Here is a 25036-nt window from a genome sequence, read left to right as displayed (position 1 = left end):
GTGTAATAACTGAAAGAGTGATTTAAAATGCGTGATAATTTTATTTATATTAATGCTAATTTGTTACGTAATATGATTAATACTCATGGTATTAGTTCTGACGACTTTGTTAACGGATTAGATAGATTGCCTCAAAACATCATTTTACTTAATGATGATCGTGTTAATGCTAATAATGTTAATGCACATACTAAATTTAGTGTAATTAATGGAAAAGATTCTATTCAAAAATTTTTATTAGATAAACAAATTGTTAATAAGAAATTTATGGATTTTGAACGTAATTATGATTTAAATCTACTATTAAATACAGAAATAGCTAGTTTATTGTATTTTGGCCATATGGGTTCACCCATGAACAATCCATTTTCTTCCAAATTACAGAATAAATATGTTTATCTTGCTTATAAAAATAATTTATTAACTACCTATTATCGTGATTTTTCCGATTTTAATCATATCCTTGAAATTAGTATTAAACGTCATTTAAGATATTTACATAGTAGCAGAAGGATGTTTAAGCGCCCCTTATCTTTAAAAACAATACCTATAGATATATTAAAATTGTTAATTAAATTAAGTAGTGAAGGTCTAATTATTAATTTTGATGCAGTTCTCGGCAGACGTCGATTGTATCGGATCCCTTTGTTATTAGAAAATAAGCCACAAAATCATTATGTTTGGCATACACAGAGTGATATTTACAGTAATACAATTAATATTGGATATTTGAAATATGACATTGTTAAATCAACATGGAATATTGATGTTAATAGCAAATTGTTGCCTAAAGAAGTAGATGAATTATTGAATTAAAATAATTTTCTGATTCATGTTATACTATGATAATAATTATTTTTGTAAAAAGAAATGTATAGGAGATTAAAAGTTATGAAAATGTCGCTTGCAGAAATCGCAAGAGCAGTTTCCGCACAAAATGATATTAGTGATTATGATGATATTAATGTTACTAATGTTTCTTTTGATAGTCGAAAATTAGAACCAGGTTCGTTATTTGTCCCATTAGTTAGTCAAAATGATGGCCATGATTATATTGCAGATGCAATAAAGCATGGGGCAAAGGCTGCTCTATGGCAATCAGATCATGATAATGCACCGTCTGATTTTCCAATAATAAAGGTAGATAATACATTAAGTGCACTTCAATTTTTAAGTCAATATTACTTGGCCAAAATTAATCCTAGAGTAGTTGCAGTTACCGGTAGTAATGGAAAAACTACTACTAAGGATATGATTGCATCTATTCTATCTACCCAATTTAATGTTACTAAAACGCATGATAATTTTAATAATGAAATTGGTGTGCCCATTACTATTTTGTCCATGGAACCTAATACTGAAATGTTAGTAATTGAGATGGGCATGGATCGTCCTGGCCAATTAGACTTATTGAGTCACTTAGTAGAGCCAGATATAGCAATTATTACAATTATTGGGGAAGCACATATTGAGTTCTTTGGTACTCGTGACAAGATAGCTGACGCTAAAATGGAAATTACTCATGGCTTAAAAGAAGATGGTGTCTTTATTTACAATGGAGATGAGCCATTGCTAAGACAAAGAGCTAAAAATTTACCATTTAGAATGTTAACTTTTGGTAAAAATGAAGATAATGATTTGTATTCAACCAATATTGATAGTGAAGAAGAGCAAACTAGTTTCACTGCTAGTAATTGGGATGCTAAATTTACCATTCCAATGATTGGCTCATATAACGTTAATAATGCTTTAGCTGCCTTATCAGTGGGAAATTTATATCGTATTCATGAAAATTATATGATTCAAGCATTAAAGGACTTTTCTGCAACTAATAATCGTACTGAATGGATAGAAGGTAACAAACATGAAATGATTTTGTCTGATGTTTATAATTCTAATCCAACAGCTGCTAAATTAGTTTTAAAAGCATTCGCTAATAGTGATACTAAAGGTATTCGAATTGCCGTATTAGGTGATATGTTGGAACTCGGTGACAAATCAAAAGAAATGCATGAATCATTGGCTGATTCATTAGATCCATCAATTATTAAAAGTGTTTATTTGATTGGTGATGAAATGAAATATTTAGCAGATAAATTATCTAATAAATATGAGCCACAATCATTACATTATTTTAAAACAGGTGATTTAGACCAATTATTTGATCAGTTGAATTCAGAAATTTATGAAGATGATGATGTATTATTAAAAGCTAGTCATGGAATTCATTTGGAAAAAATACTAAATAAATTAACTGAAGTTTAAGTTAATTTATTTGCTAATTGTGGATAAAAGGTTTAATATAGGCTAGTTACATTTTTTAGATTATCGGAATTTTTATAATCAAATCATTAACGTAATGGTGGGAACGGATTTTTCTCAAGTTAGTGATGGTATTGTATAAAATGTTTCGTTTAGGAGGAAACATATTTGAAGTTTAGAGAGTTAGGTCTTTCAGAAGACTTATTAAAAGCAATTGAGGAAAAAGGTTTTAAGGAAGCCACCCCAATCCAAGCTGAAACTATTCCTTTAACATTAAAAGGTGAAGATGTTTTGGGACAAGCCCAAACAGGTACTGGTAAAACAGCTGCCTTTGCTTTACCAATTATCGAACATATCGATTTAGAAAATCCTAATGTTCAAGCTTTAGTTATTTCACCAACCCGTGAATTAGCTATTCAAACCCAAAGCGAAATTAGTCGTTTTGGTAAAAATAAGGGTGTAAATACTACTGCCGTATATGGTGGTTCAGATATTAGAAGACAAATTAAGGATTTGAAGCGTCATCCACAAGTTGTGGTTGGTACTCCAGGTCGTTTATTAGATCATATTAATCGTCGTACTTTAAAGTTGGCTAATGTTAAAACATTGGTTCTAGATGAAGCTGATGACATGTTAGACATGGGATTCTTGGAAGATATTGAAAATATCATTAAACAAGTTCCTGAAGAAAGACAAACATTATTGTTCTCAGCTACAATGCCACCATCTATCAAACGTGTTGGGGTTCAGTTCATGAAGGATCCTAAGCAAGTTAAAATTAAAGCTAAAGAATTAACTACTGATTTAATCGATCAATATTATATTCGTGTAAAGCAATTTGAAAAATTCGATGTAATGACTAGATTCTTTGATATTCAAGCACCAAAAGTAACAATTGTATTTTGTCGTACTAAGCGTCGTGTTGATGAAGTATCAAAGGGACTACTATTGAGAGGTTATCGTGCTGCTGGATTACACGGTGATTTAACTCAAAATCGTCGTTCACAAATTATGCGTGAATTTAAAAATGATAAAATTGATGTCTTAGTTGCTACTGATGTTGCAGCTCGTGGAATTGATGTTTCAGGAGTTACTCATGTTTATAACTATGATATCCCTCAAGATTCAGAAAGTTATGTTCATAGAATTGGTCGTACTGGTCGTGCCGGTAATCATGGGGTTTCAATGACTTTTGTTGAACCTAACGAAACTAGTTACTTGAGAGATATTGAAAAGCTAACTAAAGTTAGAATGTTACCATTGAAGCCACCTTCAGCTGATGAAGCATTGAAGGGACAATTAAAGGCTGCTACTAAACAAATTGGTTCATTAATTAAGAAAACTAAAGTTGAAAAGTTTGCTGATACTGCTGATCAATTATTAGAAGATTATGATGCAAAAGATTTAGTTTCAGTCCTATTAAGTAAGATGACTAGAAACCAAGTTAAAGTCCATATCTCATCTGAAAGACCATTGCCAAGTCGTAACAAGCATCATCGTGGCGGTGGATTCCATCGTGGTGGTGGGCACCATGGCGGCGGTCGTCGTGGTAACTTTAGAAGAAATAATAACCATCGTAATGGTGGTGGATTTAATCATGGTGGTAAGCGCCGTAATGGTGGTAATCATCACAATGATAACCATTCTTCAAAGCGTCGTCCAAATAAGTCTTTTACAATTAAAAACAAAGATTAATTTTTAATAAAAGCTGTCGATTTATAATATAAGTCGATAGCTTTTTTGTTATCATAGATATACAATTAAATTATAACTAGTGTTAATTGGAGGATAAATATTATGGTGGTAGCAAAGCATCGTAATGCTGAATTAATTATTGATAGAAGTGCCATATATAAAAATATTAATGCTGAAAAACAACGTTTACAAAATAATGCTGCTTTGTTTATGGTAGTTAAAGCTAATGGATATGGACATGGGGCAATTCAAGTTGCTGAAACAGCTGTTAAAGCCGGTGCTGATGGTTTTTGTGTTGCAATGTTAGATGAAGGTATTGAATTGCGAGATGCTGGTTTTAAGCAGCCTATATTAATTTTAGGGATTAGTCGAATTGAAGATGTCTCATTAATTGCCCAAAAAATATTTCAGTAACTGTTGCTTCTTTGGAGTGGTTAAAACGTGCGAATGAAATATTAAAAAATACTAATTTATTATTACATGTTCATTTGGGATTAGATACCGGAATGGGAAGAATTGGTTTTCAAAATACTACAGAATTAAAAGCTGCTATTGATTATTTGAAAAAAAACAATAATTTTGATTTTGAAGGGATTTTTACTCATTTTGCTACAGCTGATGAACATGACAAGACATATTTTGATTTACAGGTAAGCAGATTTAATGATTTTATGAAAGTTGTTAATCCTAGACCTAAGTATGTACATGTATCAAATACTGCTACCAGCTTGTGGCATAGTCAATGTAATGGTAATATGGTAAGATATGGTATTGCGGGTTATGGTTTAAATCCTTCGGGAGGATATGTAAAACCTCCATTTAAATTATATCCGGCTTTATCTTTAACTAGCGAGATTGTTCATTGTAAGTTGGTAAGTCCTAATCATTCTATTGGTTATGGTGCTACTTATACAACGAAAGAACAACAATGGATTGGAACAGTACCAATTGGCTATGCTGATGGTATTACTAGGAAAATGCAGGGATTTTCATTGTTAGTAAATGGATATGAATGTCCAATTGTGGGGCGCGTATGTATGGATCAACTAATGATAAAATTACCTGAAGAAGTACCTGTTGGAACAAAGGTTACAATTGTTGGTAAAAATGGTGATAAAGAGATAACTTTACAGGATATTGCTAATTATTGTGATACAATTCATTATGAGGTTGCTTGTTTATTTACTAATCGTCTGAAACGAGTTTATATTAACTAATATAAATATAATTTAGAAAAATAGGAGTAATTTATATATGGTATTGAATAATGGAACTTATTTTAACATTAACAGAGATTCATCAGCTCAATATGAGTTAAATGAAATCGCTAATGGTATTTCAGCAAAATTAGATAACCAAAGAAGTGTTAAAGTTAGTCCAATGCTTGATGACTATTTATTAATTAATTCTATGATTAATGGATATACCGAAATGGGTAATCTTAATCAAGAAATATCTCGTGAATTTGCACCTTGTGAAGCAGATGCAGAAAATAAATTGATTAGAATGAGATTTAGATAGGGGATGTTAAGATTGTCAAACGTTGAAATTAAACGTGGCGATATTTTTTATGCTGACCTATCACCAGTAATTGGTTCAGAACAAGGTGGGATGAGACCAGTATTGATTATTCAAAACAATATTGGTAATCATTACAGTCCTACTGTTATTGTGGCTGCAATTACTGCTAAAATTTCAAAGCCTAAAATGCCTACCCATGTAGGCATTAGTGCTGATAGAACAAAAATTGAAAAAAATTCTGTTGTTTTATTGGAACAAGTCAGAACAATCGATAAACAACGTTTAAATGATCGAGTTGATCATTTAAGTGATAAATTTATGCAACGTATCGATAAAGCTTTGAAGTTAAGTGTTGGGGTTCAGTAATTTTAATACATAAAATAAAAAAAGATGCGATTTATAAAATCGCATCTTTTTATTATCTTTCATCATTTAAATCCTCAATTTCTGCAACCCTAAATGCTTTACGGTCAAGAGCAGAAGTAATTCGATTTAATAAGTCTTTATCAACATTTGCAGGTAATGTAAACATGATTCTATGTACAAGTTCACCTTCCTGTGCGTCTAAACTTATAACACTAGCGATAGATGTATACTTTGTTATAATTTTAGAGATTGCTTCTAAATCACCGCGATTACCAGGAGCTAAGACAGTTATTACATAACTACCAATATTAACATTCCATGATTGTGATAGCATATCTAACAATCTAGTATGGGTTAAAATACCATAAAATTTGTTTTCTTTGCTTAAAACAGCAATATAAGGTAAATCTTTAATTGAGAAGAATACATGGAAAAATGCTGAGTCAACACTAATAAATTTTGTAGCATTTTTTAATAAAGTTGTTACAGGCAAATTCATATCACCGCCACGTGACTTATGACGATAAATATGCATTTTATAAATGTTTCCTCTAAAGATAGTACCTGTTTCATCTAAAATAGGCACACATCTAAATCCTGATTCCTCTAAAACATTTAATGCATCTTTTAAAGATACATTTTCCGTTACAGTAACTAATCTACTCTTTGGTTTTACTAAAGATTTTAATAACATATATGTCACTCCTTTAAATATTAGAAAATGTCTAATATTCTCATTTTAGCATAAATAATTAATATTTATTAATTATTTATCAAATAAAAAAAGCCACGTTGAGAAATTCAACGTGGCTCTTTTATTAAATTATATTACTTTAAAGATTCCATACCTTTTTCAGCAGTTTCCTTTAAAGTTTTAGCGGAAGAATCCATCTTAGCTTTTTCTTCATCACTTAGAGGAACTTCAATAACTTGTTTTACACCTGAAGCATTAACAACAGCAGGAGTACCAATGTAAATATCGTTTAAACCATATTCACCATTCATTGGAGCACCAATAGGCAATACTGAGTTTTCATCACGTAAAATAGCACGTGAAATTCTCATTAATGCAGTAGCAACACCGTAGAAGGTAGCACCTTTCTTGTTAATGATAGTGTAAGCTTTATTTCTAGTTTCATCTTCAAGTTTTAGTAAGTCATCTTTGCTTACTCCAGCATCTTTAGCTACGTCTAATAATGGACGTGAACCAACAGTTGCTTCGTCGATAGCAGCAAATTCTGAATCACCATGTTCACCCATAATGTATGCATTAACATCAGCAGGGTTAACACCAATCTTCTTAGCAACGGCTACTTGGAAACGAGTTGTATCTAGTGAAGTACCAGAACCTACAACTTTTTCCTTTGACCAACCTGAAAGTTTTTGAACACCGTATGTTAAAACGTCAACTGGGTTAGCAGCAACTACGAAAATACCATCAAAACCAGATTTAACAACTTCTGGTACGATTGAAGATAAAATCTTTAAGTTCTTACCAACTAGGTCAAGACGAGTTTCACCTGGTTTTTGTGGTGCACCAGCAGTGATAACAACTAAGTTAGCATCTGCACAGTCACTGTAATCACCAGCGTAAATGTTCTTAGGAGCAGTAAATACTTGAGCATCTTCTAGATCAAGTGCGTCTCCTTCAATACGATCTCTAATAATATCAACGATGACGAATTCTTCGCCGATTCCTTGTTGCATCATAGCAAATGCGTATGATGAACCTACGGCACCGTCACCAACTAAAACGACTTTTTGATGTTTCAAAGCCACAATAATCATCCCTTCAAAAACATATTTAAAGTTACATGAAAATTATATCATTAAAATTTGATTTCGTAAGGATATACCCTCAAAAAATCGTATTTTCTTAAGATTTTCTATATATATTAATCCTATATTGCATTGTTGAATTCCAGAAAAAAGCCTTAATTATGATATAATTTATAATAATTAGTTAAAATAAGGAGAGCTTAAATATGAAGATGATTGTTGGATTAGGAAATATTGGTCCACAATATGATGGAACTAGACATAATACAGGATTTTCAGTAGTTAATAAATTTGCTGAAAAACATGATATTGATTTATCTACTAGAAAAATGGAAGCTAAATTTGGATCAGGAGTAATTGACGGTGAAAAGGTTATGTTAGTTGAACCTTTAACATTTATGAATGAATCTGGTCGAGCAGTAGGCCCATTAATGAAATATTTTAAACTATCGCTAGAAGATCTAGTAGTAGTTTATGATGATATGGATTTACCGGTTGGCAAAATTAGATTAAGAAATCATGGTTCAGCTGGTGGTCATAATGGAATCAAAAGTTTAATTGCCCATTTGCAAACTGATAAATTTAACCGTGTCAGAGTGGGAACTGGTCATCCAACAAAAGAAAGTGTTGTCGATTATGTACTAGGTAAATTCACTACAGAACAAAAACCTGATTTTGACAAAGCAGCTGATAATTCAGTTGCAGCCTTAGAAGATTTTGTTGCTGGTAAAGAATTTAGCCGTTTAGAAAATAAATATAATTAAGATTACAAGAGGGGGAAACTAAATTGGAAATCAAACAATTTTTCTCTCAATTACCACAATATTCTTCGATAATTGAAGATTTAAAACCTAATCATCGTCAGTTGGTAACTGGACTTTCTGGTTCAGCCAAATTAATGTTAATTGCAACTTTGATGCAAGCTACACAAAAGACGTTTTTAATTGTGACCGATTCATTATCGCGAGTTTCTGATATTGTTGAAGATTTGCAAAATATTTTGCCACCAGAGGATGTTTTAGAATTTCCAGTTGAAGAAGTTTTGGCGGCAGAAATTGCAACTAGTTCACCAGAGTTTAAAGCTGCTAGGGTGTTAGCACTAAATGCTTTGCAAAGTAAAAAGCCCAAGATAGTAGTGACTTCTGTCTCTGGAGTTAAGAGATATTTACCTAATGTTGATAGTTTTAATCAATCTAAATTAACTATTGAAACTGGGATGGACATTGAGATAGAACAACTAAGATCAATGCTTTATCAAATGGGATATAATCCTGAAAAGATGGTTGCAGCACCGGGAGAATTTTCTATTAGAGGCTCGATTGTTGATATTTATCCATTAAACTCAGAGTATCCTATCAGAATTGACTTTTTTGATACTGAGGTTGATTCGTTAAGATATTTTGATATCTCTAATCAACGTAGTATTGAGAATACACAAAAAGTTTCGGTCTTACCTGCTAATGATATGGTAGTTAGTGCAGAGGAAAGAAAAAAGGCTTCTGATAAAGTTAGCGATACTTTAAATCAAAGATTACTTTCAATTAAAAATGATGATGACAAGCAAAAGTTGTCTAATGCTGTTCAACCAATTATTGATGATATGAAGAAGGGCATTGTTGATAGTAATTGGCTTTTATATGCCAAGGACTTATTCAATCAACCTAATTCAATATTTGATTATGTACCTGATGATGGTGCGATATTATTTGATGATTATAGCCGTTTGTTAGATTCTGATCGTCAGTTAATGACTGATGAAAATAATTGGGCTGAAGATAAATTGGAACATGCCGAACTATTATCTACTGATAAAATAACTTTAGATTTTAAAGAACAATTTCATAAAGTTAAGCAAGCTGAAATATTGTTTTCGTTATTTCAAAAAGGTTTAGGTAATATTAAATTAACCCAATTGCAAGATATCAAAGTGCGTCCAATGCAAAAATTCTTCGGTCAAATGCCCTTGTTAAAAACTGAAATTGATAAGTGGTCAAAACAAGGTGAAACCGTAATTATTTTAGTTAAAGATAAAAATCGTATGCAGAAGGTTACGCAAACTTTAAATGATTTTGAAATTGAAGTCGTTCAAAATACTGCTGATAATATTTTGCCACATAAAGTCCAGGTTATCCCAGAAAGATTAAAAAATGGATTTGAAATTCCAATTAATCAATTAGTTGTTATCACTGAATCAGAAATGTTTTCTAAAGTGCATAAAAAACGTCCACGTCGACAAACTTTTTCGAATGCACAAAGAATTAAAAGTTATACTGATCTAAAGCCTGGGGACTACGTTGTGCATGCTAATCATGGGATTGGTAAATACGAAGGTATGAAGACAATGGAGGTTGATGGTAAACATCAAGATTACATTACGATTACTTATCGTGATAATGCACAATTATTTATTCCGGTTACACAATTAAATTTAATTCAAAAATATGTTTCATCAGAAGATCGGCATCCACGTGTCAACAAATTAGGTGGTAGTGAATGGCAAAAGACTAAACGTAAGGTTCAAGGCAAGATTGAAGATATTGCTGATGATTTAATTGATCTTTATGCTAAAAGATCTGCTCAAAAAGGTTTTGCCTTTCCTAAAGATGATGAATATCAAGATAAATTTGAAGCTTCATTTCCATATGAACCTACTCCTGATCAAGTGCGTAGTTCGGAAGAAATTAAGAATGATATGGAACAGCCACATCCAATGGATCGCTTGTTAGTAGGGGATGTTGGTTATGGGAAAACAGAAGTGGCCTTGCATGCTGCTTTTAAAGCAGTTGAGGCGGGCAAACAAGTTGCCTTTTTAGTACCAACAACTGTTTTAGCGCATCAACATTATGAAACGATGCTTAATCGCTTTGAAGGATTTCCTATCAATATTTCAGTTTTATCAAGATTTAGAACTCGAAAACAATTAAATGCTACTAAAGATGGTTTGTTGGATGGTAGTGTTGATATTGTTGTCGGGACCCATCGTTTATTATCTAAAGATATTAAATTTAAAGACCTGGGATTGTTATTAGTAGATGAAGAACAACGCTTTGGTGTAAAACACAAAGAAAAAATTAAAGAGTTAAAATCGAACGTTGATGTTTTAACATTGACTGCAACACCAATTCCTAGAACTTTGAATATGTCGATGATGGGGGTACGTGATTTATCAGTGATTGAAACCCCACCCGCTAATCGTTATCCTATTCAGACATATGTAATGGAAGAAAATGCTGGTGCAATTCGTGAAGGAATTAATCGAGAAATGAGTCGTGGTGGCCAAGTCTTTTATATGCATAATCGAGTGTCCGATATTGAAAAGACAGTGAATCATTTACAAGCACTAGTTCCAGATGCCAGAATTGGTTATATTCATGGCCAAATGACGGAAAATCAATTGGAATCAGTGCTATATGATTTTGTAAATGGCGAATATGATGTATTGGTAACTACTACTATTATTGAAACTGGTGTGGACATTCCAAATGCTAATACGCTATTCGTTGAAAATGCTGATCATATGGGATTATCACAGTTGTATCAAATTCGTGGACGCATTGGTCGTTCTAACCGTGTTGCTTATGCTTACTTTATGTATAAGCCTAATAAAGTTCTAACTGAGGTTTCTGAAAATCGTTTAGAAGCAATTCGTGATTTTACTGAATTGGGTTCTGGTTTTAAAATTGCTATGCGTGATTTATCATTGCGTGGTGCTGGTAATTTATTAGGTAAACAACAATCCGGATTTGTAGATTCAGTTGGATATGATATGTATACAGAAATGCTTTCCGATGCAGTGGCTAGAAAACGCGGTCGTAAGACGGATGCTAAAGTTGAAACTCATATGGACTTAAATGTTGAAGCTTATTTACCAGATGAATATATTCAAGATACACAACAAAAGATTGAATTATACAAACGAATTAGGCAAATGAGTAACGATGATCAATATCGCGAATTACAATCTGATATGATTGATCGTTTTGGTGATTATCCAAAGGCAGTTACCAATTTATTAACAATTAGTAGAATTAAAATGTATGCAAGTACTGCTTTAGTGCAAAGTATTACCAGAGGCACTAAACAAATTGTGATTACATTATCTAAAATTGGAACTGAATTTTATGATAGTAAGCAAGTACTAAAAGCAATTGCAGCAACTGAATTTCGTTCAATGATTGGGACCGCTGATGGTAAAATGCAAATTGCATTAACCGTTCAGCCAACTATGTCTGAAGATAAATGGATGAATGAATTGATGAAATTGGTTCTAGCATTAGATAAAGAACATACAGGAAATTTGAATAATGAAAAATAGCGAAAATAAACTATCATCTCTTATGCAAGGAGCAATGTTGTTATCAATTGCTTCATTGATTAGTAAAGTATTAAGTGCTTTTTATCGAGTCCCATTTCAAAATTTGGTTGGAAATGTTGGTTTTTACATTTATCAACAGGTTTATCCAATCTATGGGATTGGAATGACACTTGCATTAACAGGATTACCTATTTTTATATCCAGAGTGATTGCCGAACAAGATAGTCAAATGAATAAAAAAGCTTTGTTGAGGCAGATATTAATTACACTGTCTTGTTTTGGCTTTATTATATTTATGGCCTTACAGATTAGTGCATTTCAGATTGCTCGATTAATGGGGGATCCTAATTTAGTAGGCATAATTAAAGCAGTTAGTTGGATGTTTTTATTTATGCCATTCTTGGCTAGCTTTCGTGGATACTTTCAAGCAATTCTTTTTATGAAACCAACCGCTTATTCACAAGTAATTGAACAACTGATGCGTGTATCGGTAATTTTATTGGCTGCATATATTGGATTTATTAATCATTTAAGTCCTTATACTGTAGGAAAATATGCAATGCTAGCAGTACCAATTGCAGAGGCTTTTTCATTAGCGATTTTATTAATGTATTATCGCAAAAACATTGGTAAACTACCGAAAATTAAACAAATGGCTTATCCTAATTTAACTAAGCAACTATTATTAGAAGGTGGAACTCTTTGTTTATTAGCCTCGATTATGGTTTTATTACAGTTGGTTGATTCATTTACTGTTAGAAAGGGGCTAGTATTATCCGGACTGTCAGTAATTGATTCACAAGTATCAAAGGGCATTTATGATCGTGGTCAGACTTTAGTTCAATTGGGGCTAGTATTTGCAACTTCATTTTCAACAGCAATTTTACCTTCATTAAGTCAAGCATATAAGAAAAAAGCATATGATAGTTTTAATGGTATTGCTAATGAGATGATGCGTGTTAGTATTTTCTTGACGGTAGCAATTACTGCAGGAATGATTAGTTTAATGCCAATGATTAATCAATTGTTATTTAATAGTCAAACTGAAAGCCATACACTTAGTGTTTATTGCTTTAGTATTTTGATAACAACGATTATCACAATTTATAGTAGTATTTTACAAAGTGTTGATCAATTTAAGATTGCTGCATTTTCCATAATGGCCGGTTTATTATTAAAATTAATAATAACTGAATTTTTGACTGCGAAGATTGGCATTATGGGTGCTAGTATTTCAACAATTATTAGTCTTCTTTTTGTATTAATTTTAGAATTATATTTTTCAAAATTTAAATTAAAGATGAATAATAAATTATCTTTTACTATTAAATTGATGTTAAATGCTATGATAATGGTTATTATGGAATTTTGGCTTTCGAATATTGTTATTAAGCATATTCCATTCAATAATTTTAGATTAAAAGCATTGATTGGATTATTAATTTTAATACCAATAGGGGCACTTTCATTTATATTTGTTGCCAAAAAAATTAATATTTTGAGTGATGAAGAATGGAAATCGGTGCCAATAATTAATAAATTTATAAATAGATAAGAGGGATTAGTTTTATGAGATTAGATAAATTTTTAAAGACTTCAAGAATTATTAAACGTAGAACTGTCGCTAAAAGTATTGCTGATCAAGGTAGAATTTTAGTTAATGGTAATGTTGCTAAGTCTTCAACTGATATTAAATCTAACGATAAATTAGTTATAAAGTTTGGTAATAAGACTCTAACATTACAAGTTAATCAACTTTTTGAAACTACTAAAAAGGCTGAAGCTGATCGTATGTACACAGTCTTAGATGAACAATATGAACGTGATTTTTCTAATGAATAATTTATAAAAACTTATATTTATGATTTTATTTTTTGCAAATAATGATTATACTGGTTTATAACAACTATGGAGGTTACTAAAAATGTCTAATAAGGTACGTCACTTAAATAATGATTATGAAAAACTTAAGATGTCTAGGCATCAAAGAATTTTACGTACTCGTAAAAAACGTGCGTTTATTTTAATATTGATATTTTTAGTTGTCGCTTTAGTTCTTGTTTATCAAATAATAACAACAAAAAATGAATCTAGTAGAGTGGAAAATAAGACCAATAATACACAGGTTGTTTTGCAAAATAATAAAGATAATAATAAGAAATTAAAGCAAAATGTTAAGCAACTCTATAATAATGATTATTTGGAAAAATTGATTAGACAAAAGTATTATTATAGTAAACCAGGTGAAACAGTTTATGGTTTACCTGGGGATGTATCTAAAGATGTTACTCAAAATTAAAATGGTATAAAAATACCATTTTTTTTGTACAATAATACTAATAATGGTGCTATACTTAGGATACTTACTTTTTTAGGAGGAACATTTTTTTTATGGCAATTGAAGTTGGATCAAAAATTTCCGGCAAAGTCTCAGGAATTACTAATTTTGGAGCATTCGTTGATTTAGGAGATCATAAAACAGGATTAGTTCATATTAGTGAAATTTCTGATAGCTATATTAAAGACATCAAAGATGTTTTAACAGTTGGCGATGAAGTTAAAGTTAAAGTTTTGAAGATTGGTGATGATGGTAAGATTGCTCTTTCAATCAGAAAGGCAAAACCAGAATCTGAAAGAAAACCAGAACATCATTCACATAATCATAATAATCATGGTAATTCTAAACGTGATTTTGGTAATAACCACCGTCATAACGATAACCATAAAAAAGCTAGTTTTGATGATTTAATGAATAACTTCTTAAAAGATAGTGAAAGCAGACTAGCAACAATTAAGAAAAATACAGAAGGCAAACGTGGTGGCCGTGGTGGTCGTCGTAGCTAAAACTAAAAAATGATTGAGGCATTGGCCTTAATCATTTTATTTTTATAAAATTTTAAGGAGAAAAATGATGCAAAGTGGTAAAACATTGCGCGAAAATTTTTTCAATTTGATAGCTAAAAATCATTGGTGGAATAATGATGAATATGTTGTAATTGGTGTTTCTGCAGGTGTTGATTCAATGTGCTTATTATATCTAATGAAAAGCTTACCTATGGATTTAAGGCCTAAGATTGTAGTTGCACATGTTAATCACAAGTTAAGGTCGCAGAGCGAAATAGAAGAACAATACATTAATCATTATTGTATGCAAAATGATTTAAATGTTGAAATTGGCATTTGGCCTAAATCAGATCATCCAAATAATGGAATAGAAAATGCTGCACGTAATTTTCGTTATTATTTTTTTAAAAAGGTTATGAAAAAGTATAATGCTAAAATGTTGTTAACTGCACATCATTTAAATGATCAAGCAGAAACCATTATAATGAAGCTCATTAGAGGCTCATACGTTAAACAAGTTAGCGGAATTAACAGGATTAGAAAATTTAATGATGGCTTTTTATTAAGGCCATTGTTAGATTTTAAAAAAGCATCTTTAAAACAGTTTGCAATTGATAACAACATCAAATGGTTTGAAGACGAAACTAATCAAGAACTTGATGTACAACGTAATCGAATTCGCCATCAAATTCTTCCAATGATGGAAAAAGAAAATCCCAAAGTAGTTGAACATTTAGGAGCCTTTGCTAAACAGTTGAATCAATTGTTAGGAACTAATAAGGAATTATTATTAAAATTAATCAAAAATTTGAAACTTAAAAATGATAAATATAATTTAGAAAAGTTTACTAATCAAAGCGATAATATTCAATTTGAAATTTTGGAAGAACTGCTAAATCCCGTTAATAATTCTTCTTTAGCTAATCAAGATACAATTTTGGAGATTATTTATCTATTAAATAATAGACAAAAACCCCAAGTAAGGTTTAAATTAAACAATAATTATTATCTTGATAAGTCATATAATGAATTTAGTATTCAAAAATATAAAAATAATTTTATAAGTTTATCAAAGAAAGATGAGTTTGTGGTAACATTAAACCAATGGTTTTCTACATTGAATGGGGAGCTATTTATGATCACTGATCAGGAAATTAAACATCCCGAGAAATATCAAAGAATTTCCCAATTTAATTTGTCAAAAGAGGACTTTCCTTTATCTGTTAGGATGACTAAAAATTCAGATAAGATTACTTTAAAAAATGGTGGTCATCAATCAGCTAAGAGAGTCTTTATTAACAAAAAAATTCCTAATAAACTTAGAAAAACTGCACAGACGTTAGTAAATTCAAAGAATGCGGTGTTATCTATTATTGGGTATAGTGAATCCACTATTTTAAATTCTGTTAATAAAAGATATAATTTAATCATCAAACAAAAGCTTTTGGAAGGAGAACGTAATGAATAACGACATTCTTAAGACCTTATATAGTGAAGAAGATATTGAAAATGCATGTAAAAGATTGGGTGAACAGATCACAAAAGACTATCAGGGTGAAAATCCGATAGTAATTGGAGTCTTGAAGGGTGCAATCTTCTTTATGACTGATATTGTTCGTGATATAGACTTATATATGGATATTGATTTTATTGATGTATCTAGTTATCATGGTGGCACTCAATCTAGTGGATCAATTGAGTTAATGAAGGATGTTGATATTGATGTAAATGGTCGTAATGTTTTGTTTATTGAAGACATTATTGATACTGGTAGAACCTTAAAGTATTTAGAAGATCTATTATCAGATCGTGGAGCCAAATCGATTAAGGTATGTACTTTAATGGATAAACCAGAAGGACGTGTGGTTGAAGCTAAAGCTGATTACGTAGGATTAGAAGTCCCTAATGAATTTGTGGTTGGTTATGGCTTAGATTACAATGGTAAATATCGTAATTTACCATACGTCGGAGTTTTAAAACCAGAAGTTTATTCAAACAAATAGATAGTCTATGTAATAAAAAAATGATAATATATGTTTTGTGTCTTAAATTTGAAAATCACAATAAGCTTTATTTACTTTAAAGTGATATAATAAATTATTAAATAATAGTCTAAGACATTAAGAACAGGAGGCAATTGATGCGTAATAATAAAGGATTATTCAAGAACAGTCTGTTCTATATTGTTGCTTTCTTGATTTTAATGGGAGTATTCTTTTTTGCAACTAGTAATAAAGGAGAAACTCATAATCAAGAGATTCAATCTAGTCAGTTTGTTAAACAATTAAAAGATAATAAGGTAAAAGACTTTTCTGTTCAACCTTCTGATGGTGTTTATAACATCTCTGGTCAATATAGAGAAGCACAAGAAACCAAGTCTAATAGTGGTGGTAGTTTCTTATTTGGTAATTCCCAAAAGACTACCAAAGTTTCATCATTTAAAGCTAATGTTTTAAAGAACAATAGTACAATTTCTGAAATTACTAATTATGCTAAGAAAAATGATGTTAAGATGAATGCTAAAGAGGCTGATACTAATGGTGGTTTTTGGACTAACCTATTAATTTCAGTTGTACCTATGCTAATTATTTTAGTATTCTTCTTTATCATGATGAATCAAGCCGGCGGTAAAAACGGCGGTAAAGGTGGCATCATGGGAGTAGGTAAGTCTAAAGCTAAACCTACTCATAGTAATGTTAAGTTCTCAGATGTTGCTGGTGAAGAAGAAGAAAAGCAAGAGTTAGTTGAAGTCGTTGAATTCTTAAAGAATCCAAAGAAATATTCTAAATTAGGTGCTAAGATTCCTCATGGTGTTTTACTAGAGGGTCCTCCTGGTACTGGTAAAACTTTACTAGCTAAGGCTGTTTCTGGTGAAGCAGCAGTACCATTTTACTCAATTTCTGGTTCTGATTTCGTCGAAATGTTTGTCGGAGTTGGTGCTAGTCGTGTTCGTGACTTATTTACTCAAGCTAAAAAAGACAGTCCTGCCATTATTTTCATTGATGAAATTGATGCTGTAGGTAGAAAACGTGGTAACGGTATGGGCGGTGGCATGATGAAAGAGAACAAACTCTTAATCAATTACTTGTTGAAATGGATGGTTTCTCAGGTAATGATGGAGTCATTGTTATTGCTGCTACTAACCGTTCTGATGTCTTAGATCCTGCTTTGACTAGACCAGGTCGTTTTGATCGTAAAGTCTTAGTAGGTCAACCTGACGTACGTGGTAGGGAAGCAATCTTAAAAGTGCATGCTAAGAATAAACCTGTTTCTGATAAGGTTGATTTACATGAAATTGCTAAGCAAACTCCAGGATTTGTTGGAGCGGATTTAGCTAATTTACTTAATGAAGCTGCCTTATTAGCTGCTCGTCGTAACAAGGATAGTATCGGACCTGATGAATTAGACGAAGCTGAAGATCGTGTTATTGCCGGTCCAGCTAAGAAAGATAAGGTTGTTAGCAAGAAAGAACAAAACATTGTTGCTAATCATGAAGCCGGTCATACAATTGTAGGATTAGTATTAAATGATGCTCGAGTGGTTCATAAAGTTACAATTGTTCCTCGTGGCCGTGCTGGAGGATATGCAATTATGCTTCCTCGTGAAGATCAACAATTGATGTCCAAGAAGAATGCAATGGAACAACTTGCTGGATTAATGGGTGGACGTACTGCTGAAGAAATCATTTTTGATTCAGAATCATCTGGAGCTTCTAATGATTTTGAACAAGCTACAAACTTAGCTCGTGCAATGGTTACTCAATATGGTATGAGTGAAAAACTAGGTACTGTTCAATTAGAAAGTCCAACTCAAGATCCATATGCTCGTAAGTATTCTGAAAAAACTGCTGCAACTATTGATGATGAAGTAAGAAGAATTATCAATGAAGCACATGGTGAAGCTCACGATATTATAGAACAACATCGTGAACAACATCGTGCAATTGCTGATGCCTTGCTTAAGTACGAAACATTAGATGAAAAACAAATTTTAAGCTTATATCGTACTGGTAAGATGCCAGAAGAAAATAATGATGTTGACGAAAATGCATCTTTTGAAGAATCAAAAGAAGAATTAGAAAAACATGATGAAGAAAGAAATAATCATGATGATTCTGATGATTCAAATAATAATCAATAATAAATTTGATTAAATAAAAGCGTGGGTTGAATAAAATATTTAACTCACGTTTTTTTATAAATATTTAAATATAAAAGGGGTCTTAATAATGTCAGACTATTTAACTAAAAGTGTTACTAAAGATGGAATGTTTAGAGCTTATGCAATGGAAGCCACTGAACTAGTTGCTGAAGCACAAAAAGATCATAATACTTGGCCAACTTCTTCCGCTGCATTAGGTCGTAGTTTAGTTGCTAGTTTATTATTATCTTCTTCAGTTCTAAAAGGGAATGAATCCATGACGGTTAAAGTTATGGGTGATGGACCTGCAGGCACAATTGTAGTTGATGCTGATGCAAAGGGGCATGTTAAAGGATATATGCATAATCCTTATGTTGATATACCATTAAATAAACATCATAAGCTAGATGTTGGTGGAGCAATTGGTCATAATGGAACATTACAAGTAATGAAGAGTCAAGGTGGGACTGAACCTTATACTAGTAATGTAGATTTAGTATCTGGTGAAATAGGTGATGATTTCACCTATTATTTAGCCCAATCAGAACAAATTCCTTCAGCAGTTGGTGTTTCTGTTTATGTAAATCAAGATGGAACGATTGGTGCAGCTGGAGGCTATTTAATCCAAGTTTTACCAGGAGCTTCTGATGATGCAATTGCTAAATTAGAGGAACGCTTGAAATCAATTCCTATGATTTCAGAATTATTCTTATCTAAGCAAAAACCAGAAGATATTCTAAGACTTATTTTTGGTGAAGATAATTTAACCATTTTACAAAATTTACCAGTTGCATTTAAATGTGATTGTTCTAAAGAAAAATTTGCTGATGAAATTGCTGGAATTGGCAATAAAGAAATTCAAGCAATGATTGATGAAGATCATGGTGCAAAGGTAGTTTGCAACTTCTGCCAAACTATTTATAATTTTAGTGAAGATGATTTAAAGAAATTAGAAAAACCAACTAAAGATGATAAAAAATAAGTATTATAACAATGACCATTAACATTTATTGTGCTATTATATCTAGCAGAATAAATATCTGACTGATTTATATATGAGGTGAAAATTATGGAATGGAAAATTGGGGACGTTACAATCCCAAATCAAGTGGTAGTCGCTCCAATGGCGGGAGTAACTAATACAGCATTTCGAATGATTTGTAAGGAATTTAATGCTGGTTTGGTTGTTTGTGAAATGATTTCTGATCGTGGAATTATGTATAACAATCAAAAAACTTTAGATATGATCAATGTTGATGCTAAGGAACATCCAATGAGCATTCAAATATTTGGTGGTAGTAAAGAAACCTTAGTACAAGGTGCTAAATTTATTGATCAAAAGACTGACGCTGATATTATTGATATTAATATGGGATGTCCAGTGAATAAAGTCGTGAAAACTGATGCTGGTTCAAAATGGTTATTAGATCCTAATAAAGTTTATGAAATGGTTTCAGCTGTTACTTCAGCAGTTAACAAACCAGTGACCGTTAAAATGAGAACTGGTTGGGATGAAGATCATATTTATGCTGTGGAAAATGCTTTAATGGCTGAAAAAGCAGGTGCTTCAGCAGTTGCAATGCATGGTAGAACTAGAAAACAAATGTATCAAGGTTCCGCTGATTGGGATGTCTTAAAAGCGGTTGCTGATAAATTGACTATCCCATTTATGGGTAATGGTGATGTTACTACTCCACAAAAGGCCAAAGAAATGCTTGATTATGTGGGATGTGATGCAGTAATGATTGGACGTGCTGCTGAAGGAAATCCATTTATGTTAAAACAAACAGCTCATTATTTAGAAACTGGTGAAATGTTACCAGACCCATCAGTTGAAGAAACAATTAAAACTGCCAAAGAACATTTGCATAGATTAGTGGGCATTAAGGGTGATTTTATTGGTCCTCGTGAATTCAGAGGGCAAGCTGCTTACTATCTAAAAGGCCTTAGACGTTCCGCTAGAACTAAGGCAGCTTTAAATGAAGCTGATACAGAACAAGAAATGATTGATATCTTTGATGATTTTCTTGAAAAGACAGCTAAAAGAAATGCTACTCGAGTATAGAATTTAATTAATGTTAATAGGTTAAGCTGATTTATGGTATTATTATTATAGAAAATAATTTATTCTGATGGAGGTATTACTGTGGCAAAAGAAAAGCAAATGAATGATCAATTGCGAGTTCGTCGCCAAAAGATGAATGAATTACGAGAAGAAGGCATCGATCCATTTGGTGGCCGCTTCGAACGTACTCATTTAGCTAAACAATTGCATGATGCATATAATGATTTAACAAAAGAAGAACTAGAAGAAAAAGATAAAAAAGTTGTTATCGCTGGTCGTATGGTTGCAAAACGTGGTAAAGGTAAAGTTGGTTTTGCTGATTTACAAGATCGTTCTGGTAAAATTCAACTTTATGTTAGAAAAGATGTTGTTGGTGAAGATAACTATCATATCTTTAAACGTTCTGATCTTGGTGATCATTTAGGTTTTGAAGGTGAAGTTATTAAAACTGATATGGGTGAATTAACAGTTAAAGCAACCCATGTAACTTTCTTAGCAAAAGCATTGCGTCCATTACCAGATAAATACCATGGTTTACAAAATAAAGAACAAAAATATCGTCAAAGATATTTAGACTTAATTGCTAACCGTGATAGTTTTGATCGTTTTCAAAAACGTACTAAAATTATCTCAGCTATCCGTAGTTATTTAGATAATCAAATGGACTGTACAGAAGTTGAAACTCCTGTACTTCATAATCAAGCTGGTGGTGCTAATGCTCGTCCATTTATCACTCATCATAATGCACTAGATATTGATTTATACTTACGTATTGCCCTTGAATTACATCTTAAACGATTAATTGTTGGTGGTATGGAACGTGTATATGAAATTGGTCGTGTATTTAGAAATGAAGGTATGGACCAAGATCATAATCCTGAATTTACTGAATTAGAATCATATATTGCATATTTTGATTTTCATGATGTAATGGATGAAACTGAAGGTATTTTTAAAGCTGCATCTAAAGTTGTTTCAGATGATGGCATTATTGAATATCAAGGTGACAAAGTAGATTTTAATAAGCCATTCGCTCGTTTACACATGGTTGATGCTATTAAGCAATATACTGGTGTTGATTTCTGGCAAGAAATGAGTCTAGAAGATGCTAGAAAATTAGCTGATGAACATCATATTGAATATAAAGACTTCTGGAAGGTTGGACATATTATAAATGAATTCTTTGAAGAATTAGTACAACCTAAGATTCAAGATCCTACATTTATTTATGGTCATCCGGTTGAAATTTCACCATTAGCTAAAAAGAATGCTGATGATCCTAGATTTACTGATCGTTTTGAATTATATGTATCTGGTATGGAATATGCTAATGCATTTTCTGAATTGAACGATCCTATTGATCAAAAGGCAAGATTTGAAGCTCAAGCTGCAGAAAAAGCTCAAGGTAATGATGAAGCTCAACCTGTAGATTTAGATTATGTTGAAGCCTTAGAATACGGAATGCCTCCTACTGGTGGTTTAGGTATTGGAATTGATCGTTTAGTTATGCTATTAACTAATGCGGAATCAATTAGAGATGTTTTATTATTCCCAACTATGAGACCAGAAGATAATTCTGAAGAATAATAATAAAAAAAAGTTCCCACAATGAATAATTGTAGGAACTTTTTTTATTTGTATATTGACTTAAGCATTCATTATTGATATTATTATTCCTGTTGTCATTTTAGTAACGAAGTTACAAGGTGTTTAAAAAATAATTACAAAAAGTTATTGACTTTCACTTGTTAAAATGGCATAATAATTAATGTTGCGTTGTTGATATGACAAAGAGCAACAAATYAATTCAAAAATTTAATTATAAAAAGTTGTTGACATTGAGTTGATAACCTGATATAATTAAAGAGCTACTTGTTAAAAGTAGTTAACTGATAAGTAGATCTTTGAAAACTGAACAAGATTGATAATCGATGATGTGTAAGGATTCTTATGATTTAGATCATAAGRAATTAAACATTGCGAAGTCAATTCGCTTATAAAAAACAATTAATTTGATGAGCTAGTTAAAAGCTTTTCATCTATAAGATGAGAGTTTGATCCTGGCTCAGGACGAACGCTGGCGGCGTGCCTAATACATGCAAGTCGAACGAGTCCTCCCAATTTGATTTTATGCTTGCATAAATGATTTTTGGATTCGGGACGAGTGGCGAACTGGTGAGTAACACGTGGGTAACCTGCCCTGAAGTAGGGGATAACATTTGGAAACAGATGCTAATACCGTATAATTAGTTGGAACCACATGGTTCCAACTTGAAAGATGGCTCTGCTATCACTTTAGGATGGACCCGCGGCGTATTAGCTAGTTGGTGAGATAAAAGCTCACCAAGGCGATGATACGTAGCCGACCTGAGAGGGTAATCGGCCACATTGGGACTGAGACACGGCCCAGACTCCTACGGGAGGCAGCAGTAGGGAATCTTCCACAATGGACGAAAGTCTGATGGAGCAACGCCGCGTGAGTGAAGAAGGGTTTCGGCTCGTAAAACTCTGTTGTTAAAGAAGAACAAGTGTAAGAGTAACTGTTTACGCTTTGACGGTATTTAACCAGAAAGCCACGGCTAACTACGTGCCAGCAGCCGCGGTAATACGTAGGTGGCAAGCGTTGTCCGGATTTATTGGGCGTAAAGCGAGCGCAGGTGGTTCTTTAAGTCTGTTGTGAAAGCCCTCAGCTCAACTGAGGAAGTGCAGCGGAAACTAAAGGACTTGAGTACAGAAGAGGATAGTGGAACTCCATGTGTAGCGGTGAAATGCGTAGATATATGGAAGAACACCAGTGGCGAAGGCGGCTATCTGGTCTGTTACTGACACTGAGGCTCGAAAGCATGGGTAGCGAACAGGATTAGATACCCTGGTAGTCCATGCCGTAAACGATGAATACTAGGTGTTGGAGGGTTTCCGCCCTTCAGTGCCGCAGCTAACGCATTAAGTATTCCGCCTGGGGAGTACGACCGCAAGGTTGAAACTCAAAGGAATTGACGGGGGCCCGCACAAGTGGTGGAGCATGTGGTTTAATTCGATGCTACGCGAAGAACCTTACCAGGTCTTGACATCTTCTGCCAACCTAAGAGATTAGGCGTTCCTTCGGGGACAGAATGACAGGTGGTGCATGGTTGTCGTCAGCTCGTGTCGTGAGATGTTGGGTTAAGTCCCGCAACGAGCGCAACCCTTATTATTAGTTGCCAGCATTAAGTTGGGCACTCTAGTGAGACTGCCGGTGATAAACCGGAGGAAGGTGGGGATGACGTCAAATCATCATGCCCCTTATGACCTGGGCTACACACGTGCTACAATGGATGGTACAACGAGTYGCGAAACCGCGAGGTCAAGCTAATCTCTTAAAGCCATTCTCAGTTCGGATTGCAGGCTGCAACTCGCCTGCATGAAGTTGGAATCACTAGTAATCGTGGATCAGCATGCCACGGTGAATACGTTCCCGGGCCTTGTACACACCGCCCGTCACACCATGAGAGTTTGTAACACCCAAAGACGATGGAGTAACCTTCGGGAGCTAGTTGTCTAAGGTGGGACAGATGATTAGGGTGAAGTCGTAACAAGGTAGCCGTAGGAGAACCTGCGGCTGGATCACCTCCTTTCTAAGGATATTACGGAAACTTACATTAGATTGATCAATCTTATTCAGTTTTGAGAGGTCTACTCTCAAACATAAAGCTTATGCTTTTTGGGCCTATAGCTCAGTTGGTTGAGAGCGCACGCCTGATAAGCGTGAGGTCGATGGTTCGAGTCCATTTAGGCCCATTGGACTAGTGGATTGCCACGAAACTTTATATATGGGGAATTAGCTCAGCTGGGAGAGCACCTGCCTTGCAAGCAGGAGGTCAGCGGTTCGATTCCGCTATTCTCCATTGACACGTAAGTGTCGAACTTGGTTCTTTGAAAACTAGATATTATTAATTTCTAAATTAAATTTGTATTAAATACAATTTTAACCGAGAACACCGCGTTATTTTGAGTTTTTTAAATAGTTTTATTCGTATAATACTCAATTAACCAAACATCACGTAGTGATG

Annotated in this window: 19 protein-coding genes, 2 tRNA genes, 1 rRNA gene and 2 pseudogenes; 22 read left to right on the top strand and 2 right to left on the bottom strand. The window is 32.9% G+C overall.

Going from position 1 to position 25036, the window contains the following annotated elements; genetic code table 11:
• Window positions 1–27: 27 nt before the first annotated feature.
• From C7N41_RS01930 to C7N41_RS01905, 6 genes and pseudogenes are all read left to right on the top strand, one after another.
• Entirely contained in the window at window positions 28–816 is a 789-nt protein-coding gene (locus tag C7N41_RS01930; protein WP_105964036.1) for a hypothetical protein, read from the top strand.
• A 75-nt stretch (window positions 817–891) separates the two neighbouring features.
• Entirely contained in the window at window positions 892–2265 is a 1374-nt protein-coding gene (locus tag C7N41_RS01925; protein WP_105964035.1) for a UDP-N-acetylmuramoyl-tripeptide--D-alanyl-D-alanine ligase, read from the top strand.
• A 165-nt stretch (window positions 2266–2430) separates the two neighbouring features.
• Window positions 2431–3957: a DEAD/DEAH box helicase gene (locus tag C7N41_RS01920; protein ID WP_105964034.1), complete on the top strand. Its 1527-nt coding sequence runs from the start codon at window positions 2431–2433 to the stop codon at window positions 3955–3957.
• 102 nt (window positions 3958–4059) lie between these two features.
• Window positions 4060–5174, top strand: a pseudogene (gene alr / locus C7N41_RS01915) (alanine racemase).
• 37 nt (window positions 5175–5211) lie between these two features.
• On the top strand, window positions 5212–5478 hold the full coding sequence (locus tag C7N41_RS01910; RefSeq protein ID WP_105964033.1) for a hypothetical protein: 267 nt from the start codon (window positions 5212–5214) through the stop codon (window positions 5476–5478).
• Between the two features lie 3 nt (window positions 5479–5481).
• Window positions 5482–5844 carry a type II toxin-antitoxin system PemK/MazF family toxin gene (locus tag C7N41_RS01905; protein WP_167387726.1) on the top strand — a complete coding sequence of 121 codons (363 nt, stop codon included), beginning with the start codon at window positions 5482–5484 and terminating at the stop codon, window positions 5842–5844.
• Between the two features lie 52 nt (window positions 5845–5896).
• Here C7N41_RS01905 and cbpA read toward each other — a convergent pair whose 3' ends face one another.
• Window positions 5897–6538 carry a cyclic di-AMP binding protein CbpA gene (gene cbpA / locus C7N41_RS01900; protein WP_105964031.1) on the bottom strand — a complete coding sequence of 214 codons (642 nt, stop codon included), beginning with the start codon at window positions 6536–6538 and terminating at the stop codon, window positions 5897–5899.
• 134 nt (window positions 6539–6672) lie between these two features.
• Window positions 6673–7623, bottom strand: coding sequence for an L-lactate dehydrogenase (locus C7N41_RS01895; RefSeq protein WP_105964030.1), 951 nt, complete (start codon window positions 7621–7623; stop codon window positions 6673–6675).
• A 206-nt stretch (window positions 7624–7829) separates the two neighbouring features.
• Here C7N41_RS01895 and pth point away from each other — a divergent pair, with 206 nt between their 5' ends.
• From pth to C7N41_RS01820, 16 genes and pseudogenes are all read left to right on the top strand, one after another.
• Complete coding sequence (pth, locus tag C7N41_RS01890) at window positions 7830–8387, top strand: aminoacyl-tRNA hydrolase (protein WP_105964029.1); 558 nt, start codon at window positions 7830–7832, stop codon at window positions 8385–8387.
• Window positions 8388–8410: 23 nt separating this feature from the next.
• The gene (gene mfd / locus C7N41_RS01885) at window positions 8411–11938 is read left to right on the top strand and encodes a transcription-repair coupling factor (RefSeq protein WP_181398766.1); all 3528 of its coding nucleotides are present in this window, start codon (window positions 8411–8413) and stop codon (window positions 11936–11938) included.
• Window positions 11928–13493 (top strand): putative polysaccharide biosynthesis protein, encoded by a 1566-nt coding sequence (locus C7N41_RS01880; protein WP_105964028.1) that lies wholly within the window; start codon window positions 11928–11930, stop codon window positions 13491–13493. The genes mfd and C7N41_RS01880 overlap by 11 nt, the downstream gene beginning before the upstream one ends.
• Before the next feature lie 14 nt (window positions 13494–13507).
• Entirely contained in the window at window positions 13508–13780 is a 273-nt protein-coding gene (locus tag C7N41_RS01875) for an RNA-binding S4 domain-containing protein (RefSeq protein ID WP_105964027.1), read from the top strand.
• Between the two features lie 82 nt (window positions 13781–13862).
• The gene (locus C7N41_RS01870; protein WP_105964026.1) at window positions 13863–14237 is read left to right on the top strand and encodes an FtsB family cell division protein; all 375 of its coding nucleotides are present in this window, start codon (window positions 13863–13865) and stop codon (window positions 14235–14237) included.
• A gap of 92 nt (window positions 14238–14329) precedes the next feature.
• On the top strand, window positions 14330–14782 hold the full coding sequence (locus tag C7N41_RS01865; RefSeq protein ID WP_105964025.1) for a S1 domain-containing RNA-binding protein: 453 nt from the start codon (window positions 14330–14332) through the stop codon (window positions 14780–14782).
• A 67-nt stretch (window positions 14783–14849) separates the two neighbouring features.
• The gene (gene tilS, locus C7N41_RS01860; RefSeq protein ID WP_167390223.1) at window positions 14850–16250 is read left to right on the top strand and encodes a tRNA lysidine(34) synthetase TilS; all 1401 of its coding nucleotides are present in this window, start codon (window positions 14850–14852) and stop codon (window positions 16248–16250) included.
• A complete protein-coding gene (hpt, locus tag C7N41_RS01855; RefSeq protein WP_105964023.1) occupies window positions 16243–16785 on the top strand; it encodes a hypoxanthine phosphoribosyltransferase in 543 nt (180 codons plus the stop codon). The genes tilS and hpt overlap by 8 nt, the downstream gene beginning before the upstream one ends.
• Window positions 16786–16922: 137 nt before the next feature.
• A pseudogene (locus tag C7N41_RS07845) lies at window positions 16923–18143 on the top strand (AAA family ATPase); the annotation flags it as partial.
• 26 nt (window positions 18144–18169) lie between these two features.
• The gene (locus C7N41_RS07840) at window positions 18170–18922 is read left to right on the top strand and encodes an ATP-dependent metallopeptidase FtsH/Yme1/Tma family protein (protein ID WP_404799007.1); all 753 of its coding nucleotides are present in this window, start codon (window positions 18170–18172) and stop codon (window positions 18920–18922) included.
• 88 nt (window positions 18923–19010) lie between these two features.
• The gene (hslO, locus tag C7N41_RS01845; RefSeq protein ID WP_105964022.1) at window positions 19011–19904 is read left to right on the top strand and encodes an Hsp33 family molecular chaperone HslO; all 894 of its coding nucleotides are present in this window, start codon (window positions 19011–19013) and stop codon (window positions 19902–19904) included.
• 87 nt (window positions 19905–19991) lie between these two features.
• Complete coding sequence (dusB, locus tag C7N41_RS01840) at window positions 19992–20987, top strand: tRNA dihydrouridine synthase DusB (protein WP_105964021.1); 996 nt, start codon at window positions 19992–19994, stop codon at window positions 20985–20987.
• A 99-nt stretch (window positions 20988–21086) separates the two neighbouring features.
• Window positions 21087–22574 (top strand): lysine--tRNA ligase, encoded by a 1488-nt coding sequence (lysS, locus tag C7N41_RS01835; protein WP_105964086.1) that lies wholly within the window; start codon window positions 21087–21089, stop codon window positions 22572–22574.
• A 455-nt stretch (window positions 22575–23029) separates the two neighbouring features.
• Window positions 23030–24601, top strand: a 16S ribosomal RNA gene (locus C7N41_RS01830).
• Window positions 24602–24689: 88 nt separating this feature from the next.
• Window positions 24690–24764, top strand: a tRNA-Ile gene (locus C7N41_RS01825).
• A 34-nt stretch (window positions 24765–24798) separates the two neighbouring features.
• Window positions 24799–24871: transfer RNA gene (locus tag C7N41_RS01820), tRNA-Ala, on the top strand.
• The last annotated feature ends 165 nt before the right edge of the window (window positions 24872–25036 follow it).

Origin of the sequence: Apilactobacillus micheneri (assembly GCF_002993975.1) — a bacterium.
Classification (GTDB): Bacteria; Bacillota; Bacilli; order Lactobacillales; family Lactobacillaceae; genus Apilactobacillus; species Apilactobacillus micheneri.
This window is presented reverse-complemented; position numbering and strand designations above follow the sequence as displayed.

What these genes read in the sequence shown, in the direction of transcription:
- pth (WP_105964029.1), top strand. Translation starts at nt 7,830, where the DNA reads ATGAAGATGATTGTTGGATTAGGAAATATTGGTCCACAATATGATGGA.
- lysS (WP_105964086.1), top strand. Translation starts at nt 21,087, where the DNA reads ATGAATGATCAATTGCGAGTTCGTCGCCAAAAGATGAATGAATTACGA.
- C7N41_RS01865 (WP_105964025.1), top strand. Translation starts at nt 14,330, where the DNA reads ATGGCAATTGAAGTTGGATCAAAAATTTCCGGCAAAGTCTCAGGAATT.
- tilS (WP_167390223.1), top strand. Translation starts at nt 14,850, where the DNA reads ATGCAAAGTGGTAAAACATTGCGCGAAAATTTTTTCAATTTGATAGCT.
- C7N41_RS01870 (WP_105964026.1), top strand. Translation starts at nt 13,863, where the DNA reads ATGTCTAATAAGGTACGTCACTTAAATAATGATTATGAAAAACTTAAG.
- C7N41_RS01905 (WP_167387726.1), top strand. Translation starts at nt 5,482, where the DNA reads ATGTTAAGATTGTCAAACGTTGAAATTAAACGTGGCGATATTTTTTAT.
- C7N41_RS01880 (WP_105964028.1), top strand. Translation starts at nt 11,928, where the DNA reads ATGAAAAATAGCGAAAATAAACTATCATCTCTTATGCAAGGAGCAATG.
- C7N41_RS01910 (WP_105964033.1), top strand. Translation starts at nt 5,212, where the DNA reads ATGGTATTGAATAATGGAACTTATTTTAACATTAACAGAGATTCATCA.
- hpt (WP_105964023.1), top strand. Translation starts at nt 16,243, where the DNA reads ATGAATAACGACATTCTTAAGACCTTATATAGTGAAGAAGATATTGAA.
- dusB (WP_105964021.1), top strand. Translation starts at nt 19,992, where the DNA reads ATGGAATGGAAAATTGGGGACGTTACAATCCCAAATCAAGTGGTAGTC.
- hslO (WP_105964022.1), top strand. Translation starts at nt 19,011, where the DNA reads ATGTCAGACTATTTAACTAAAAGTGTTACTAAAGATGGAATGTTTAGA.
- C7N41_RS01875 (WP_105964027.1), top strand. Translation starts at nt 13,508, where the DNA reads ATGAGATTAGATAAATTTTTAAAGACTTCAAGAATTATTAAACGTAGA.
- C7N41_RS01930 (WP_105964036.1), top strand. Translation starts at nt 28, where the DNA reads ATGCGTGATAATTTTATTTATATTAATGCTAATTTGTTACGTAATATG.
- cbpA (WP_105964031.1), bottom strand. Translation starts at nt 6,538, where the DNA reads ATGTTATTAAAATCTTTAGTAAAACCAAAGAGTAGATTAGTTACTGTA.
- C7N41_RS01925 (WP_105964035.1), top strand. Translation starts at nt 892, where the DNA reads ATGAAAATGTCGCTTGCAGAAATCGCAAGAGCAGTTTCCGCACAAAAT.